Origin of the sequence: Collinsella sp. AF20-14LB, assembly GCF_003459505.1 — a bacterium.
GTDB lineage: Bacteria > Actinomycetota > Coriobacteriia > Coriobacteriales > Coriobacteriaceae > Collinsella.
The window spans coordinates 1-17,118 of record NZ_QRWD01000020.1 but is presented as its reverse complement, the minus strand read 5'-3'; the positions used below and the strand labels follow the sequence as shown (position 1 = coordinate 17,118).

The following is a 17,118-nucleotide window of genomic DNA, read 5'->3' as shown; positions in this document are numbered from 1 at the left end:
TATAGCCATTCTAGCTATTTCCTAGACGCGACAATGCGATCGGCCGTTGCCCGACCACTGCCAAAAGCACTGAAAACAGTGCCGAATCGTCCCTCAATCGCCCTCGGTTCGCTCGTGAGATTGCCGCAGCGGCAAATCGTTTTGAATATATACAGGCTGTCCCAAGATGTAGATGCCAATTCCAACATTAGGAGGACAGATGGATAACGACACCCAATTCGACCCGTCAGCTATTCGCATGGCGTATTTCGCCCTGCTCTTGAGTGGTCGAAAGTACGACGACCTTGAGCTTGCCGTCGCTCAGGAGTTGCTGAAAATGGATCGCCTCACCGCAGAGCGGTCCCTGCCGTCCATGGTTGCTCATTCAGTGCGAATCGCAGCAACGATTAACTCGATTGAGTTCGAGGAATCTTCGAAGCGTTACCTGATTAAGTTCCAAGCGGACAACGGAGAAAAGGAGGAGAGGATCCGTTCCGAGCGCGTTGATTCCAACCATAAGAGCGCGGTAAAGAAGATTTGGGAACGTGACCTGGTCGGTCATCGTGTCCTCCTCTTCAAATACAAAGACAGGGTCGGAACAAAAGAGGCGCCCAACGGCTATCGAATCGCCCCATACTGCATCGACCTCAGCAAGGTGGAGTAGCAACAGATGAAGCGCAAGAAACTGGTTGATTTGGATTTAAAGGCGATAGTCGAAACCGAACTCGAGAACCGTAACTGCGACGGACTCTATTCTCCATGCAAGCGCTGTGAGTGTGGCTGTTCCCGAACGAAACTCTTTTCCTGCGGTAAGGCCTGCGCAGATTGTCGCCCCGGTTTACAACGCCCCGGCACGAGCGACCTAAAAATCGTCTCACATGATGAATACCGTGAGATTATCGACCGAATCGAAGCCAAACACAAGCGCCACGAGGAGAAGCTCCGAGCCGAAGCAATTGAGAAAAGAAAGGCCGAACGACTCGAAGCAAAGCAGATTAAAGAGGAAAACGCCCTCAAAAAGAAGCAGGCGCGAGCCGAGAAGAAGCAGCGGCGGGCTGATAAACGAAAGCAGTTCATTGATAGCATCCATGCTAAACTTGAGAAGCAGGTCGAAGATATTTCAGCCGCGATACGCACGAGTATTCTTTGCAAACTTCTCAGTGGCGTATCGATCGGATCGATTGTCTTCTCGATTGCATCTATCATCTTCTTTGAGGTTATCAAGCATGAATGGATGGCTTCGGCGGCAAAGGCAGAAGCGCTTGCAGCCGTTTATCTATTCCAAAAGCTGTTTATGTTCGAGGCGATCTACGTATTCGTTATCGTAGCGTTTGCGATCGGCTTGATTATCGTCCGTGTCGTTCGCGGCGATTGGAAGGTTGATTTCGAACTTGAAGAACAGTCTGAAAAGGAAGAAAAGGACGATCAGTTCTTCCTTTAGGATTATCTGTACCCTCACTTCTTATATATTTCCAGCCTCAAGTTATTGGGTCAATTCATTTTGGATTGACCCATTTTCTTTCTTCAAAAGCAGTCTTGATAGCTGAATTGATGTTCATCGGCTCGTTGCACAAGAGCCAGGCAGGACTATATACGGCCGATAGTTTTTTTAATTTCGCAGCCGAGGTGCGACATTTTTGTTGCCGCCTGTTTCATGCATGAATAGGTTGAGCATCTTCACAGGCTTTCAGACGATGATTTAGATTTACTTTGCTATTTGATTTCAATTCACCGTCCTAAAGATTTTCAATTGCCGATGCACTGCTTTTGCTTCAAAACAACCGCGAACATGTATTCAGTAGGGCTGAGATTCTTATAGGGCAGACCGAATTTCAGTTCTAAATTGCAGTCCAGAAACCAATCAAATAACAACTAGAGACTAATTGAAAGGCATGCGGAGTGCCTTGAATGGCACTCCGCGGCATCGCTGTTTGTTATTATTCTTATTCTTTTAATTCCACCGAAATGCCGATGCATTTGAATTGCGCAGCCTATTCGGGATTGTATTCTGCGTATTTTTGCCCGTTTGCTTTTTAGGAATCAAACGGAATCTATCTACTCACTCGTTAGGATTGCCATTGCTTCCCATCAAATATGGCAGAAGTTAATGCCTGAGTCATAGGCAAAAGCGAGAACGGAAGCCTATCAGCTCACCCATGTCCACATGCTTTTACCGCTCATTTATTATCTTCAGCAATTACTTCCGTCCTTTACGCACGCTGATTTCAGTTTGTAATTTATAGTTACGGGAATTACCCTGCGTGCGATTTAAAGCAATTTGCAAATCAAGCGGAGTGCCTTGAATGGCACTCCGCAGTATCACTATTTGTTCTTATTCTTTTTATCCAAAGGCGAAAATAGCTTCGCAACCGACTTGAATAACCCATATTTCTGTGCAATAAAACTTCCAGCAGTTTTTGATTTCCTTTATATCGAATAACGCTTTCAGTCTCAGAACTGCAACCAGTTTTTGATTTACGGTGTGCATCAATCGGTACGCGAAGCGCTTTTCTTTTCTATTTAAGCTACCCGCCCTTCAATAATACGTAGTCAATTTGCGCTTCTAAATTGAAAGAACTGACTTTCTTTTCGCCAACAATCATCAAACACGAAGCGTTCGCACCATCGTTTTGCGTTGCACGGAATCCATTTACCGATTTTCCAAGTTAATACAAAGGCATTTGCAAATATCGATTTCACTCCCGGACAACAACCAGATCAGCGTTCAGATCTTATTGCTAGAACCCGATTAACCTTACAAATAGTTTGTTGTCGAATTATTCTCGGTCTCGTTCAAATCGGAACTCGTATATAACTTACTAATTGCCGCACACACATCAGAACTCGATCCCAGACTACTAAACCACTCACCAAATAGGGAAGTGCGCCACCTGATCCGAATCGCAGATTACTACGTTCTCCTGCCAAGTGCATCTTCAGAACACACCTACTTTTATCGTCCGTAACCTCTTTGTTAGCCCTATTCCCCATCTGTTTCTTTGTCGGACATTCATCACGAACCTTATGTCCTGTCAGACATTTACGCTCCTCGGCTGTGGGATTGTCAGACATTACCTAGGCAATCAATAGCAGCCTGTCAGACATTTCCCAACGTCCCGACCACACGCCACGGAATAGCAGAAATTGCCCCAAGCAGGGACCGATTACCCCGCGGCGCGGCCGCCTGCCCTGCGGTCAGGCGGCAGGTGCAAAACGGCCTTGCCAATTGTGGATGCCGCTGCGGCAACACCTGAGCCCGCCAAAAAACGTGCCCCAAACTACCCATAAGGCCATTTTGCACGCCAGCTTCGTTCAACGTCAGACATTAGGAATGTCAGACATTGAACCTGCGGCAAAGCCGCAGCTGGGGCCGCTAGCGGCCTGTAATCGCGTCGCTCCGCTCGCTCCCGTCAAGCGAAATGTCAGACAGGCTGTCAGACATTTAGATCCGCTTGACGGACGGCCTGCTCGCGAAGCTCACCATCGGCCGTAGTTAAGGAGATACGAAATGTCAGACATTTCGACAGATGAAAATGAATCCCAGACTGCCACGCCCAATTTGTCAGGCATTAGCCCCGATGCATCTCAGATGTCTGACATTTTGCAGCCCCAAACGCCGACCTCCATGTCGACCCAAGCGCAGCCCAGCCAGCCACACGAAATGCCTACGGCCAGCATGTCCGACATTTTGCCGCCTCCAAACGCCTCACAACCCGCCACCCGTCGCGTCACGGTCCGACTCCCGACTGCCGACCTGACTGCTCTGGACGCCCGAGCCGATGTCCTCAACGCGAGCCGCAGCGACTACCTCCGCACGCTCATCGCGCTCCCTGTCATGCTCGACCTTACATCCATCCGCCATGCCACGCCGGGCTCCGAATCGCTCACCCGTCCGCTCGGCCCAGACCTGGTCCTCGCACTCTCCGGCAACCAAACTGAAAGTATGGCAATCCAAGCCATTACCGACAGCATGCTCGAATCAATCTCCAACGAGGTCCGCGCCATCGGCGTCAACTACAACCAGGCTGTCCGTGCCTTAAATCGCATCATCAAGAAGTACGGCAACCATCGCGCCCTCTCGCAGGATGAGCGAACGGAGATTGTTGAGCTCTATGAGCGCCTCTCAAAGCAGAACAGGGCGATCTATGAGCGCCTCAAGACTCTCGCATCCGATGCCGAGGCCCTGTCCGCCAAACCGTCCGTCAACCTGACTGCTTTCGGCTTGGTTCAAACCGAGGCCCCTGTCAATAAAACCGAACCCGAGCGCCGCCGACGAGTTCGCGGCAAAAAACACGGCACACCCCGACCCGACCAATTTGAGGACGGGGGCAACTCATGACCTATATGAAGCCACTCTCCGGTCACAGCTCCGTCAAATGGATTCGCTACTACCTCTTCAAGAACGATCGCGCTCTCGATAAGGATTTCCTCAACCTCACCGACCGCGACTGGAAGGGTCGCGACTGGGCGAAAGTGATGGACCGAACGCGCGAGATTTTCGGCAACAACGTGCCGGTCAAAAAGGACACCAAGGTCCGCACTTACGAACACATGATCATCTCACTCGACGAAAAGGACAACGGCGTAGAACTCGAAGACTTCCGCGACTTCGTAAATGAGTGGGCATCAAAGTGGTTCGACTCCCGAGGACCGGAAGGGGAGGGCATCGGCCGCTTCGAGGTAGCCATCGCCTACCACGATGACAACAAGGCGCGTGGAGTTCAGGGAAAGCAGGGCATCCTGCACGCACATATCGTTATCAACAATACCGAGCTCGAGACGAAGCGCCGCATCTCAGGTCTACTCACGACAAAGGTCGTCCAGGCTATGAGGGCTGACTTGCAGACCATGTCACTCGAACGAGGTTGGCACGCTTTTGCCACCGACGGCAAGTCGTACACTCAAGCCGAAATGGATGCGAGGGGCTTGGAGGTCTCGCGCGGCAAGAGGCTCGACCGCGCCATGGCGGCGCTCGACAACCTTCTCGCCAACGAAGCGAAAGGCGCTCAGGTAGAGGATTTCGGCGAGGCAATGCAAAGCCGACTGGACGAGCGCCGTCCAGTCGAGAGGTTGATTCCCGAGACCTATAGCACGGACGCAGCTGCAAACCCGCGCTCTGATGCCGACATGACTGACCCGTCTAGCTCCGACGAGCCCGCCAGCCTGTCCTACACGACCATGAGAACCGAAGACGGTCGCGTCATGCGCCTAGTCGTCCCGCGTGGTTTTGGCGATTCGGATACCATGGCGGAGCGCCAAATTGAACAACGAGAAGGCTGGTCTTGGAAGGACGACATTCGCGACCGCGTAGACATTGCAATGCGAATCTCCAAAGGTCCGACCGACTTCGCATCGAAGTTGGGCGAGCTCGGCATCCAAGTCAACTACAACCGTAACGGTGACATCGTCTATCACCATCCAAGTGACCCCGAATCCAGAAAAGTCAAAGGCTCGACGTTGGGCAAGCAGTATTCCGCAATATCGATAGAGCAGACGATGGCAGAAAAATACGCCAGCCAACGCCAAAAAGCTCAAGGACTCGTCAGTCGCGAGCGCTGGATGAACGAGGACGAGCGCTCCGCTGCGATGGCGATCGCCAAGGCGGCAACACCATGCACCCGTGAGGGAGCGGAACTCATGGGACGCCTGAAAACAACCATTGAGCAAAATGATGCTGCTCCGCGAGACCGCACAGTTCGCGGTTCTAACGTTGAGTATCCATCTTCCCTTGCCAGCTCGCTCGGCATCGAGTATCCCAAGTCTTCCGCGACCGGTGATGGCCGTCGCAAGAAGATGACCGAGGAGGAGATCCTTGATGCGATGGCGGATGTACGCGACGAGAAGGGCTACGGCGGTCTTGCTGCAAACAATCCGACGGGCACTTCCTCCAATTCCGGCAATTCTCAGCATCAGGAAGATGCGACCGAGATTCAGAAAACCAAACATCACTAAGGAGTAGGCATGATTGTTGCTATCGAATACAAGAACGGACGCATGAAGGAGTTCGACACGAGCGCCTTCACCGCCACCAACGCCATGAGTGCGGGCGACAAGACGGCCCGAAACGTCATGACCGAGCTCGACCTACGGCTCGACCTCGTAGACGAGGTTGGTCTGAGACTTGATTTCTATTGGTATGACGCAACGCCCCAGGGACAGCGGGTCGATATTCCAGGTCTCACGGATTCGAAAGGGGACCCCGTCAGCCTCACCTCTGCATCGAGACGCTTGGGGACCTCCGTGCTTCTCTGCTCCCGAGAAGGCATCAAACAGATTTCCCGCATCATCGTACAGCGTGCGAACGGGACGGTGGATGCCCTTTGGCGGCAGGGTACGGGCGATTGGCTCATCAACGGGGCGAGGTTCGAGGCTCAGCGCGTGCTTTCCTACACGGACAGCAACGTCACTTCGATGAATTCCCAAGCGGTGTTCGTCTTCAAGTATATGAAGAAGGCTAACCCCTTGATGAGCGAAGAAGAGATTTGCGACCTTATTGGCTACCCGCTCGACGCATACAAGGAGATTCAGCTGGACGAGGCGAAGAACGCCGAGGGAATAGTCGGTGCAGAACTTATCGAATCGGATGATGGAGAGGACTCGGAATATCCTTCCGATTCCGCCGCCCCCGAACATTCCGATTCAACCTCTAACTCCTCCCTCGGAAAGCATTTCGCCGTGGACGATGATGATGACGGATTCGATGACGATGAGGACTCTCTGTTCGATGTCTGACATTTGCCACGACCGTCGGATTCATGATATTTTGAATGTGTTGGCGTGACCCCAAGCGCCATGAAACAGGAGAGACGAATATACCGCCCGACCGTGCGAGGCACGGCTATCTATTCCAATTTGATTACGCTTGACTGACTCGGTATGACTCGGACCGTCTCTCCGCACGTTCTGACAGGAGATGACAGGTTTGCGGAAGCGTAACGACACCCAGACGAAAAACCAGATGAGCGCTTGGTCGAGGTGGTCTCGATGAAGGCGGCCGTCAAGGTAAGCGAGGCTATCTCTCGGCTTCGCAGGCAGATCGACACGACGGAGCTCGAAGAAGCCGTCGATGATTTTCTCGCGGCTTACGGAGAGCTCCGCAGCCAGTACTACTACGAGGACTCCGAGGCGAAGGCGAACGCAAAGACGGCCTCGACGCTTCTGGAAGCCGTTGACCGCGGGTTGATTGAGCTGCCCCAGACCGACGATGGAATCGTGATTGTCCCAGACATGAAGCTGCGCCTCCCCGATGGGGCGAAGCTCTACGTCAACTCAATCGAAATCGAATCGACCGCGACCGGCCGCGCCCCGATAGTCCGCTTCGAGGATGGCTCGTCTATCCGCTGCCGTCGCGGCTCGGGCGTGCAGATTGTCAGAATGCCACTCGAGGAGGAGCAGAATGCCGACTGAACGTGACACCCAGCTCGCCCTGCCGTTCCGCATCCCCGTTCTGCGTGTCTTCCTGCTACCTTTCGTGCAAGACGGGAAGCGCGACCGCCTGTTCCTCATTCTGCTTGCCTGCGTCATGTCCACTGCAGGCTTTCTCATGCAGGGAAACGGATCGTATGACTCCGATGGCTGGTTCCTGCTCGCAACGGGAAAGCAAATCGTCGAGAACGGCATCCCGTACACCAACCCTTGGTCACTGGCGTCCTACAGGCCGATTGTCATCCAGCAGTGGCTCCATGATGTGCTGCTCTACGGTTCGTATACCCTGGCAGGATATGCCGGCACGATACTCTATCAGGTCCTCCTCGCCGCCATCGTTGCCCTCGCGCTGGCCTTTGCAATCCAAGGATTCGGCGATAAACGCCTGACTTTGCCCCGCCTGCTGTTCTGCATCGGCCTAGCCTTTTTCGGGGCGGGAATCTATATATCCGTCCGTCCTACCGCATGGTCGATGGCATGCATGGCGCTGACCGTCGGCGCCTGCACCCGCTGGCAGCGTACCGGTGACTGGCGCTATCTCATCGCCCTGCCCGCGATCACGGTGCTGCATGTGAACATGCAGTCGGCCATGTGGCTCCTAGATGTCTTCCTCGCCGGCTGCTTCCTTCTTCCCCGCGACCTATCCGATTTCAAAACCACCACCCCCGATGAGATGCTGGCCGAGATCTTCCCGTTAACCATCGCCCTGCCTGCGATGCTTCTCGCCGCCTTCGTGAACCCGTACGGCGTCGACGGTGTCCGCTACGTGATCGACTCGATGGGTGCTGCATCTTACGCAAATGTGATATCGGAGATGAAGCCCGCCTTCGAGGCGACGAACGGCTTCTGCGTTGTCTTCTTCGCGGTCGGCTTCATTCCCACAGCACTTGCCGCCGCCATCGGGCGCAAGCGGATCGATGTCCCGCTGCTGGCCATCCTCATTGCCGCCTTGGTCGCGACGATGCTCCATTGGCGAAACGTCTGGATCTTCTCGGTTGCATCCGCCCTCGTCTTCGCGAGCCTGCTGACGGGAACCGAAGACCCTTCCGTATCTAAATCGCATCACGCGGCAAAAACTGCTGCCTTGATTGCCCTCCTTGCCGCAATCGGCCCGCTTGTTGCGAACTGCTGCGTCTGTGTCGCGAATGGAGGACAGTCCTGCTGGCAGGCCTCCGAACGCTCGGCAGGTTCCCTTGTGAGGGAGATTGTCAAAAGCGGCATCTACGACCCCGTTATTTATGCCGATGATCCCGTCATCTACAACTACCTGGAATGGAAAGGGTTGAAAGTTCCTTTCGACCTGCGACCTGAGCTCTGGGACGATAAGGGTACGGCGGGAGTCGTCTCCCCATACCGTGACTACGTGGACGGCATGCAATCCAAGAATGCAAAGCTGTCCTACCTCGCCTTAGGCGATTTCGACTATTACATCGTCTCGACCGAATCGGCGCCTTGGTACGCAGCTAAATTGAACCTGCAAACCATTGATTCCACCGACACCCTGGCTCTGCTGAAGGATGCGAGGTAGGGAAGTGGAGATCAAAGTCTGGACGTACTCGGAGGGCGATGAATTTCCGAATCGCAGGTCCTCTTTTTTCCGCAGGCATTGGGAAGCATTTCTGATTGCTTTCGTGGCGATTATCCTCGCCGCTGCGGCGTGGTCATCTATTGCGGCAAGGTCTGCGAGCCAGCCGTCTTTCACGCCCGATTCACCCTATGTCTATGATGGAGCCGATGTCCTTGACTACTCCGTTGCCGATACCCTGACGCAACTAAACGAGACGTTGGAGAGCCAAGCAGATGGTGCACAGCTATACGTAGTGACTATCGACAACCTGCCGTTAGGTCAGACTATCGAGGACTATTCGATTGAGCAGGCTCAGCGCTCGGCGCGGGTGACTCCAAAAAGGACAACGGCGTACTCTACACGTTCGTGAAAAGCACCCACTAGGATAGGCTTGAGGTCGGATACGGTCTCGAGGACAGGCTGACGGATTCGGTCTGCTCGAAGATTCTCGACAGCGCCCACGGCTATTACCGAGACGGCGACATCAAAGCTGGCGTGAAAGACCTCGCGCGGGATGTGGCAAATGTAATTCAACCCGACACCGATATCGATACCTATTTCAACGATAACGCACAAGATGAGGAACAGCCCGATTTGGCCGCGACCGTGATTGCGTGGATCCTCTTTATCGGCATCATCGTGTTGGCGATCGCGATGCCAAATCCGCGCAGCTCGAATACACCGAAGCTGAAGCCGTGGATGGTGGCGGTATTTGCCATCGTCGTTATCCTCTTTTTGGGGATGGCAATCGGCGGCGGGATGTATAACTCCCTGAACGCCTCAAGGCAGACGGTCGACGCCGACTGGGCGCAAGTCGAGAACGTGATGCAGCGTCGCGCTGACCTCATCCCGAACCTCGTCGCATCCGTGAAAGGCGAAATGCAAAACGAACAGGAGATCTTCAAGTCGATTGCCGAGAGCCGCAAGCAGTTCGAGACATCCGATACCCAAGCGGGAAAGCTGGCCGCCGATGACGAGCTGAACGCGCAGACGACCGTACTCCTGACCGCCGTCAAGGAAAGCTACCCCGAACTCGCGTCCTCCGAACAGGTAAAGACCCTGATGACGCAACTCGAGGGTTCGGAGAACCGAATCTCGGTCGAGCGCAAGCGCTATATCGACGACGTGGCGGGCTACAACAGGAAAGTGACCTCTTTCCCGATGAACCTCATCGCCAAACCCTTCGGCTTCGACAGCGTTGCCCAATACAAAGTCGCACCGTCCGCGGTAAACGTCCCCGTCGTCGATTTCAATTGATATTCGGCCGTAAAACCTTACCTTGATATAGCCTTCCGCCGTTACGGGAGGCTATACTATTATTGATGTACCGGCAGGCGTACCCCAAGCGCCTCGGAAAGACAGGAAGTGAATATGGCAGCATTTGAAGACCCGCGCGAACTCGGCTTCGACACAGAGCTCGTGAAGACGGCCCTGATGTCACCCGAGCAATTCAGCTCCAAGCCCCGAAAATTGATTCTCGGCATCGACATGGGAATCGCCGACATCGGAATCTGCCTCATGGATGAGCTGAACCAAGAGATCGTCCTCATGGCTACGCATCTGTTCGATTGCCCGAGAAATCCGAAAGACCAGACGAGTCTTGCGTCTACAAGGCGTCAGGCACGCTCGCAACGCCGCAATATCGCCCGCCGCGCAGCGAGGAAGAAGCACATCCGCGAGATCCTCATGGCGCACGGCATCATCCCCGAGGGCGCGACCGCCGAATGGTTCTCCATCCGAAAGGGCGAACAGGATAACATCCAGCTGCGTGTGAAGGGCTTGACCGAGGTCCTCAGCAACCGCGAACTCGCCCGCGTCCTCTATGCGTTCGCCAACCGCCGCGGCTACATCGACCACGGCAAGGCCGACAACGACAAAGATGTCGGCAAGGTGAAGAAGGCCCTGAAGGTCAACGCCGAGATTATGGAGGCCAACGGCTACGAGACATTCGCCCAATACCTCGTGACGCAGCCCAGGATTCGCAACCGTCAAGATGACTACACCCATTGCATTGATATCGACATGGTGGTGGACGAGGTTCATGCCATTTTCCGCCACCAGCGCGAGCTGGGAAACGGACTTGCCACGGAATCGCTTGAGGGGGAGTACCTTGCGGCCCTGCGTTGGCTCACGGATACGACCACAAGGGACCGAATCATCTACTCAAAGGTGGGCTACTGCACCTACCTAGGCGAGCCGGTCAAACGCGCCCCACAGTCATCGATTTCATCCGAGATAGTTCGCGCCTACCAGACGCTCGCGAACGTTAAAATCGAGCATATCGGCGCACCCGCCACGCAGATCGAGCCTTCAGTCCGCAACCAAATCGTCCACGACCTATTCAAGGTCTCCAAGAATCCGAAACCGCTGAAGTGGTCCCAGCTGCGCAAGAAGCTCGACCTTGCCGACACTGACACGTTCGCCGGCATCCGCCAATCGGACGAGGGCAAGGATGCCTGCGTGAAACTCCCCGCATGGAACACGCTCTGCTCGACCCTACATGACCTGAATCCTGCCCTGCTCAATCGCCTGCACGATGATATCGACCTCGCAGATGCGATATGTTCCGCTGCCACGTTTGCATCCTCATCGGAGGCCTTTGCCACGCGAATTGCCGAGCTCACCGATGGGCTCTCGAAAGAGGACATGGAATCGCTCCTCGAGCTGCCCTATGGCTCGAAGCTCTTCACGGGGTACGGCTCGACGAGCCCGAAGGCGCTCCAGATGCTTCGCGGCGCATTCGAGGACACGAATATCAAACGTCTCTATGATGCCGAGGTCGCGACGGGTCTGTATGACGCGCGTAAGGCTCTCGCAGCTAAACGCAATACACCCGATGACGGTCTCCTGAAACCCTACTCGAAGTACTCTCCGATCTGCACCAACCCAGTCGTCTTACGTTCCTGCGCCCAGCTTCGCAAGATCATCAACTCGATAATCAGGCATTACGGTCTACCCGATACGATTCGCGTAGAGGTGGCGAATGAACTTAAACACACGAAGCGAGAGAAGAAACTCATCACGAGCGGTAACATCTACAACCGCAAGGTAAACGAGAAGGCCAAAGACGATATCGTAGAATATCTCGGCCTTTCCGATGCCGATCACGTGCGGGGTCGAGACTTGGAGAAGGTCCGTCTCTACAACGAGCAGGGCGGAAAGGATCCCTACACGGGGCAGGGGATTGATTTCGGTCGCATGCTGACCGAGAAGGATTACGTCGAGGTTGACCACGTCCTTCCGTTCTCCCGTTCGTGCGACAACTCGAAAACCAACAAGGTCCTTGTTCTCACGAAATCGAACCGAGATAAGGCGAACCGAACGCCCTACGAGTGGATGACCTCGGGCGAGCCGACCGCGCCCAACTGGGATGAATTCTGCATCCGCATGAATGTCTGGGCTAAGGACAAGGAACCGAAGCACTACTATTCTCAGAAACTCGCGAAGCTGAAGGAAGTCAACTTCACGAATAACATCGACTCCTTCATCAGTCGAAACCTAAACGACACCCGCTACATGTCCAAAGATGTGGCAAAATGGCTCGCCGACTGCCTTCCGTTCCCCGATGATGGGCGCAGGCACGTCTTCTGCGTCTCGGGCGCAGCGACGGGTTTTATGCGTCGAGTTTGGCGTATCGGCATCCTTGATGAGAACGGCAAAAAGGATCGAGATGACGACCGTCACCATGCCGTTGATGCCGCAGTGATTGCCGCCTGCACGCCTTCGGTGGTCAGGAGCATCGCTCTCATCAGCGAGGAACACGCCACGCACCGAGATGCCGACCGCCTACTGAATCGCTCCTTGCCCTATCCCGAGTTCAAAGATCAGGTCGATGCGTGGATTCCATGCATCGTGCCTACCTATTCACCGACTCGTAATGCCACAGGAGCGTTATTCAAGGAGAACGCCTATTCCTACAAGGGAATTGATGAGAAGGGCAAAGACCTCATCAAGAAGAAAAAGGGCGAGGCAGGGCCATGTACTACCGCATGGAAGGACGGCAAAGGCACTGCCAGGGCTTACGATGGGCAGTACGGCTTGCTAGCCGTTTATGACGAATCGACCTCACGTTGGCTTCTGGATCCCCTTTACTACATCGACGTACAGAAGCGAAAGACCGAGAAGCCGTTCATCCGAAAGTTCTCGAAAGACCTCTCTATTGACTATTGGGAGAAGATTTCTCTGACTGGAAGTGAGCGCAAGCTATTTTTAAAATGCGGAGATGTGTTGGTTCAGAACGGCAAAGCAGGTCGTTATTTTGGTTATCATATATCGACAAATTCCGTATATATGTACGACACAAGAGGAAAGATTTCCTTCCAGAAGTCCGGACCGCTAGCGACCGAAAAATTCCCGACCTTATCAAAGTGGACTAACGAATTGAAGATCATGCAGGAGGACTGCCTAGGTCTCTGCTGGCTTGAATTCCTCACCGATCGAAGGGCCCATTGCTAGCCGATAATGGAAAGCCATAGGAAGGGGAAGGCACTGAAGTGCCTTCCCCTTCTCGTTTTAGAACGTAAGGAAGAGCTGCGTTCCCGGAGTCTCATTCCCGTTTGGTCCAGAGCATCCGGTATTGACAAGAATCTCCCTGTCCACATACTGTTTCTCTGTGAACTGCATCGCCACGACATGACCCGCCGGCGGGAGGTTTTTCCTCAGCTGCTCCGCATGGGCTTCCGCAGATGCCCTGCTGAGGAGATTGCGGGAGTAGATGCTGTTCTGCTCCCAGATGTACCCGTCGTCTTCTAGGAACCGCCTGAACTTGGTATAGGCATCCTTGTTTGATTTCGTCTTCGTGGGAAGGTCGAACATCACCAGGAGTCTCATGATTCTCATAGCCTTCCTCTCGTTCTCATGCTATCCGGTGTTGCCATTTCCAAACCGTTGAGCGTGGGCAGCAGAAGCTGATCGGAATCCTTGAGTTCGATTGCCCTTCGCAGGGATTCGCAATAGACGTCGATAGCCGTCTGGACGGGCATTTCCTTATCGTCCAACAGAACCACAACCGATGTGACCTTCGTCAGCGTTTCCTTGTTCATTCTCGATAGCGGCGCCAAGATATTCTCTTTGACCACCATGAGGTCTACGACGGCCCGAAATGGCTCGATGAGATCGTCAACTAGATTGAATGCATTCTCGGCGCTATGGTGATGGATGCCGCGCGATACGAGCCATCCATGCGAGACGGCGCATTGCGCGATGCCCGTCCTGAGGATTGCGTACCCAAAATTCAATGACGCGGTCATGGGGCCCGTCCATCGCGGTCCGTAGGGGAGCAATTTGGAGAAGTATTCGCCGGCGGCCGCACCTTCCCGATGCGTCTTATCATTGCTCTGAACATCTCTGGCATAGCTGAGGATTTTCTCGACATCGCATGCCTTACCACCGCAAAGTTCAAGGCAACGCGCTTGGTTCTCAATTTTCCTGCGAATGATTTTCGCCCAGAGTTGGTTTCTAAGAGGCTTCGAGATAGCTAACTGATGCTCCACGATTTCCGCATGCCTTGAATGGGCGCCTATCGGGAGTGCCAGACCGTTGGGCATATGATTGAAGCTGCAGAAGAGAACACCTATCCCTGCATCATTGACTTGCCCCATAAGAGAGGCCGTGATCGAGACTTGGGGGTTATCGATTATGATGACCCAGATGTCGGATAGGGGTATTTTATCGAGGACTTTATCCTCATGCCGCTCCTTGATGACAAGGCACTTGTCCTGAACGCAGAGGTACTTCGGGGTGCTGATTGTGACCGTCAATAACATAGCTGGCTCCGTTTCCTGGTATCTTATGAGATATGGACGGGGTCTTTACGTATGTAGACAACTAATCGATAATGTTATTGCCTGATCGGCAGATTTTATTCACCAATGCGCCATATTTGATTGAGTATTTTTCGAATAACAGGGAAGGAAGGTTGAGACGAGATGGCGATTTTCATCCGAAAAGACGATATTTCGAAGCCGAATTCCGCCGACCTTTTCCTGAAAAATGGCCTTCTTGAAAGGCGTTTATGGGTGCCAAATACCGTTTTACAGAATTATAAAATGAAAAAGCCCCTGATAAAGGGGCTTTTTCAGCGGAGGGTATTCTAGCATCTCAATGAATGGCACTCCGCTAGGGCTTACTCGATAGCGTCATAAATTCGAAGGACATTCTAGCATCTCAATGAATGGCACTCCGCTAGGGCTGCGTGAACAATCAGGCCTGCAAGTTTCACATTCTAGCATCTCAATGAATGGCACTCCGCTAGGGCCATGTACGGATAACTCTGAATCTCCTTCATATTCTAGCATCTCAATGAATGGCACTCCGCTAGGGCGTTAGGCTTCGGAAGGGGTTCTCGACGCTCATTTTAGCATCTCGGTCCTCTATCCTGTTCACAGGAAATCTCTTCACATTCCCTGCAATCAAGCTCCGCCTCAGCGCTTTTCGCATCGCAGATCTCATCGAGCGACTCGACAACTTTTTGCGATACCCTACTGTCGACCTCCCAACCGTAGACCTCGCAGATTGCCGACGCGACATCCTGTGTACGTCCTTGCTCTTCTGCAAGGGCAACGATGACATCTTCAGGGGCGGTATTTACACTGAAGCCGTATTCGCCGTAGAGCTTGTCCAGCTCTTCGCCGCTGAGATTCTCAATCTCATTGACGAAATCCGTGTCGACGAGCTTAACGATATGGTCTTCCATCTCTCCGATGCAACCGACGGACTCGCTCACGACCAAGTCCCCGCCCTTGATTGACAACTCGACGGTTTTTCCATACATCTTCTCATAGAGAGCCTCGATTAAATCGCCGGCATCGGCAATAGCTTCGCTAAATCGATATCGGTTGTAATCTGCAAGAGAACAATACCCATCGCCGCCATCTTTGATGAAGGGGATGGACTTGCTCACATCGATATCGGAAAGACTCCTCGCCTCATCGCCCCGCCAATTGGAAATATCCTCATCGACCCGCTCGCCTCGTTTCGTAAGAAACATCAGGTAGCCATCGATCTAACTTTGCTAAAAACCGAACGAGAGCCATTTTAAACCGCCGTTTCCAAACGCCCCTTATCCCTTTACCATTGAACGTAAATCCTCCTCGCATTTGCGATTACGGCAGCGCATGCGCGAAATCTAGAAGACCCTTATTCACCCTCGTAGGGTTCATGGGAAGCGGTCCCTCAAATTACGACATGTATTGCAAAACAAATGACCTACCGAGTAGAATCGAATCGCGCCGCGAAACCCGCTCCTCAGGTAGTCACACTTTCGGAACGCGGGCAACGCAGGTGCATTCGAATTGATAGCTCGGTGCCCGCCGAGCTATTTTTTCTCCCTTCGCTATCCGTTCTGCTTATATCCTTCTAAACCAAGTAGAGATTCCAAGCGAAGCGGATTTCAGGAATAAGGTCGGGCTCCAACCCCGACCTTATTTTTTTGTCTCAATTTTTCTCGGAAATGTTCTTCTCCTTGTCCTTCTTATCCTCCTTCTTTTTCTTCTTTATCTTTTTCTTATTATTCTTTTCCTCGTCCTCTGGCGCTCATGCGCCGAACCCAACCCCCGCTGTTCCTCAAAATCGAAAATTTCTCAATTTTGAGGAACAGCCCTTATGCCCTGTCTTTCCCACTGCTGAGGATCCGTTCTCCCCGATCGAGCCTCAAAGTCCAGCCGCCCCCTCGGATCACGAATTGTTGTAACCGTGTGAATCGTAGATTCCCATTACGCATATGTGAAATCTCGTCTATTATGGAAACCACCGAACGGGCAGGGGATCTAGCACCCCAATGAATGGCACTCCGTTTGGGTAAGGGGATCCATCCCGTAGGATGGATTACTCGCGGAGTATATCCTCCCGGTTGGTTTTGAACGCCAACTGGGAGGTGATCTCCTTTTCAAATCGCAATTCCAAATCAGAACCACCCTTAAAAAGGGTGGTTTGCTCTTAGGGTATAACCCACGGGCCCCGGGCTCGCGTCTAAAGGCGCGGGCCCGGACTTCGTCCAGGCCTAGTGCATCTTGACCCGTGGCGCGCCGGTCGAACCGGCAGCATCACCCCCTCTTGAAGGGGTCCTCGTACTCCTTCACGCTCAGCTTGTCCAGTGCGATGTCGTGGGACTCCTGCTCCCTGATGTACTTGGCGATCGTCGCCTCGTT

Annotated in this window: 13 protein-coding genes, 2 pseudogenes and 1 CRISPR repeat array; of the genes and pseudogenes, 11 read left to right on the top strand and 4 right to left on the bottom strand. The window is 53.4% G+C overall.

Features of this window, described 5'->3' with window-relative positions:
• Window positions 1-199 precede the first annotated feature (199 nt).
• From DWX63_RS09435 to cas9, 11 genes and pseudogenes are all read left to right on the top strand, one after another.
• On the top strand, window positions 200-643 hold the full coding sequence (locus tag DWX63_RS09435) for a hypothetical protein (RefSeq protein WP_117843552.1): 444 nt from the start codon (window positions 200-202) through the stop codon (window positions 641-643).
• Window positions 644-649: 6 nt separating this feature from the next.
• Window positions 650-1,420, top strand: a complete 771-nt coding sequence (locus DWX63_RS09430) for a hypothetical protein (protein ID WP_117843551.1) — start codon at window positions 650-652, stop codon at window positions 1,418-1,420.
• Window positions 1,421-3,655: 2,235 nt separating this feature from the next.
• The gene (locus DWX63_RS09425; RefSeq protein WP_158559671.1) at window positions 3,656-4,318 is read left to right on the top strand and encodes a hypothetical protein; all 663 of its coding nucleotides are present in this window, start codon (window positions 3,656-3,658) and stop codon (window positions 4,316-4,318) included.
• Entirely contained in the window at window positions 4,315-5,931 is a 1,617-nt protein-coding gene (locus DWX63_RS09420) for a relaxase/mobilization nuclease domain-containing protein (protein WP_117843549.1), read from the top strand. Before DWX63_RS09425 ends, DWX63_RS09420 begins: the two co-directional genes overlap by 4 nt.
• A gap of 9 nt (window positions 5,932-5,940) precedes the next feature.
• Complete coding sequence (locus tag DWX63_RS09415) at window positions 5,941-6,711, top strand: hypothetical protein (protein WP_117843548.1); 771 nt, start codon at window positions 5,941-5,943, stop codon at window positions 6,709-6,711.
• A gap of 252 nt (window positions 6,712-6,963) precedes the next feature.
• Window positions 6,964-7,386, top strand: coding sequence for a hypothetical protein (locus tag DWX63_RS09410; RefSeq protein ID WP_117758914.1), 423 nt, complete (start codon window positions 6,964-6,966; stop codon window positions 7,384-7,386).
• Window positions 7,376-8,932, top strand: coding sequence for a hypothetical protein (locus tag DWX63_RS09405; RefSeq protein WP_117843547.1), 1,557 nt, complete (start codon window positions 7,376-7,378; stop codon window positions 8,930-8,932). The genes DWX63_RS09410 and DWX63_RS09405 overlap by 11 nt, the downstream gene beginning before the upstream one ends.
• Before the next feature lie 4 nt (window positions 8,933-8,936).
• Window positions 8,937-9,341 carry a TPM domain-containing protein gene (locus DWX63_RS09400; RefSeq protein WP_158559670.1) on the top strand — a complete coding sequence of 135 codons (405 nt, stop codon included), beginning with the start codon at window positions 8,937-8,939 and terminating at the stop codon, window positions 9,339-9,341.
• Window positions 9,342-9,370: 29 nt separating this feature from the next.
• Window positions 9,371-9,484, top strand: a pseudogene (locus DWX63_RS11625) (hypothetical protein); the annotation flags it as partial.
• Between the two features lie 141 nt (window positions 9,485-9,625).
• Window positions 9,626-10,228, top strand: coding sequence for a LemA family protein (locus DWX63_RS09395; protein ID WP_370445879.1), 603 nt, complete (start codon window positions 9,626-9,628; stop codon window positions 10,226-10,228).
• A gap of 114 nt (window positions 10,229-10,342) precedes the next feature.
• The gene (gene cas9 / locus DWX63_RS09390) at window positions 10,343-13,426 is read left to right on the top strand and encodes a type II CRISPR RNA-guided endonuclease Cas9 (RefSeq protein WP_117843544.1); all 3,084 of its coding nucleotides are present in this window, start codon (window positions 10,343-10,345) and stop codon (window positions 13,424-13,426) included.
• A gap of 57 nt (window positions 13,427-13,483) precedes the next feature.
• Here cas9 and cas2 read toward each other — a convergent pair whose 3' ends face one another.
• From cas2 to DWX63_RS09370, 4 genes and pseudogenes are all read right to left on the bottom strand, one after another.
• On the bottom strand, window positions 13,484-13,810 hold the full coding sequence (gene cas2, locus DWX63_RS09385) for a CRISPR-associated endonuclease Cas2 (protein WP_117843543.1): 327 nt from the start codon (window positions 13,808-13,810) through the stop codon (window positions 13,484-13,486).
• Window positions 13,807-14,736 (bottom strand): type II CRISPR-associated endonuclease Cas1, encoded by a 930-nt coding sequence (gene cas1, locus DWX63_RS09380; protein WP_117843542.1) that lies wholly within the window; start codon window positions 14,734-14,736, stop codon window positions 13,807-13,809. The genes cas2 and cas1 overlap by 4 nt, the downstream gene beginning before the upstream one ends.
• 323 nt (window positions 14,737-15,059) lie before the next feature.
• A CRISPR array of direct repeats spans window positions 15,060-15,293; the repeat unit is 36 nt; unit sequence ATTCTAGCATCTCAATGAATGGCACTCCGCTAGGGC.
• Window positions 15,294-15,326: 33 nt separating this feature from the next.
• Complete coding sequence (locus DWX63_RS09375) at window positions 15,327-15,959, bottom strand: hypothetical protein (protein WP_117843541.1); 633 nt, start codon at window positions 15,957-15,959, stop codon at window positions 15,327-15,329.
• A gap of 1,054 nt (window positions 15,960-17,013) precedes the next feature.
• Window positions 17,014-17,118, bottom strand: a pseudogene (locus tag DWX63_RS09370) (IS200/IS605 family transposase); the annotation flags it as partial.

Bases quoted from the DNA above. Each gene is read 5' to 3' on its own strand.
- DWX63_RS09435 (WP_117843552.1), top strand. From the start codon at position 200: ATGGATAACGACACCCAATTCGACCCGTCAGCTATTCGCATGGCGTAT.
- DWX63_RS09430 (WP_117843551.1), top strand. From the start codon at position 650: ATGAAGCGCAAGAAACTGGTTGATTTGGATTTAAAGGCGATAGTCGAA.
- DWX63_RS09425 (WP_158559671.1), top strand. From the start codon at position 3,656: ATGTCCGACATTTTGCCGCCTCCAAACGCCTCACAACCCGCCACCCGT.
- DWX63_RS09420 (WP_117843549.1), top strand. From the start codon at position 4,315: ATGACCTATATGAAGCCACTCTCCGGTCACAGCTCCGTCAAATGGATT.
- DWX63_RS09415 (WP_117843548.1), top strand. From the start codon at position 5,941: ATGATTGTTGCTATCGAATACAAGAACGGACGCATGAAGGAGTTCGAC.
- DWX63_RS09410 (WP_117758914.1), top strand. From the start codon at position 6,964: ATGAAGGCGGCCGTCAAGGTAAGCGAGGCTATCTCTCGGCTTCGCAGG.
- DWX63_RS09405 (WP_117843547.1), top strand. From the start codon at position 7,376: ATGCCGACTGAACGTGACACCCAGCTCGCCCTGCCGTTCCGCATCCCC.
- DWX63_RS09395 (WP_370445879.1), top strand. From the start codon at position 9,626: ATGCCAAATCCGCGCAGCTCGAATACACCGAAGCTGAAGCCGTGGATG.
- cas9 (WP_117843544.1), top strand. From the start codon at position 10,343: ATGGCAGCATTTGAAGACCCGCGCGAACTCGGCTTCGACACAGAGCTC.
- cas2 (WP_117843543.1), bottom strand. From the start codon at position 13,810: ATGAGAATCATGAGACTCCTGGTGATGTTCGACCTTCCCACGAAGACG.
- cas1 (WP_117843542.1), bottom strand. From the start codon at position 14,736: ATGTTATTGACGGTCACAATCAGCACCCCGAAGTACCTCTGCGTTCAG.
- DWX63_RS09375 (WP_117843541.1), bottom strand. From the start codon at position 15,959: ATGTTTCTTACGAAACGAGGCGAGCGGGTCGATGAGGATATTTCCAAT.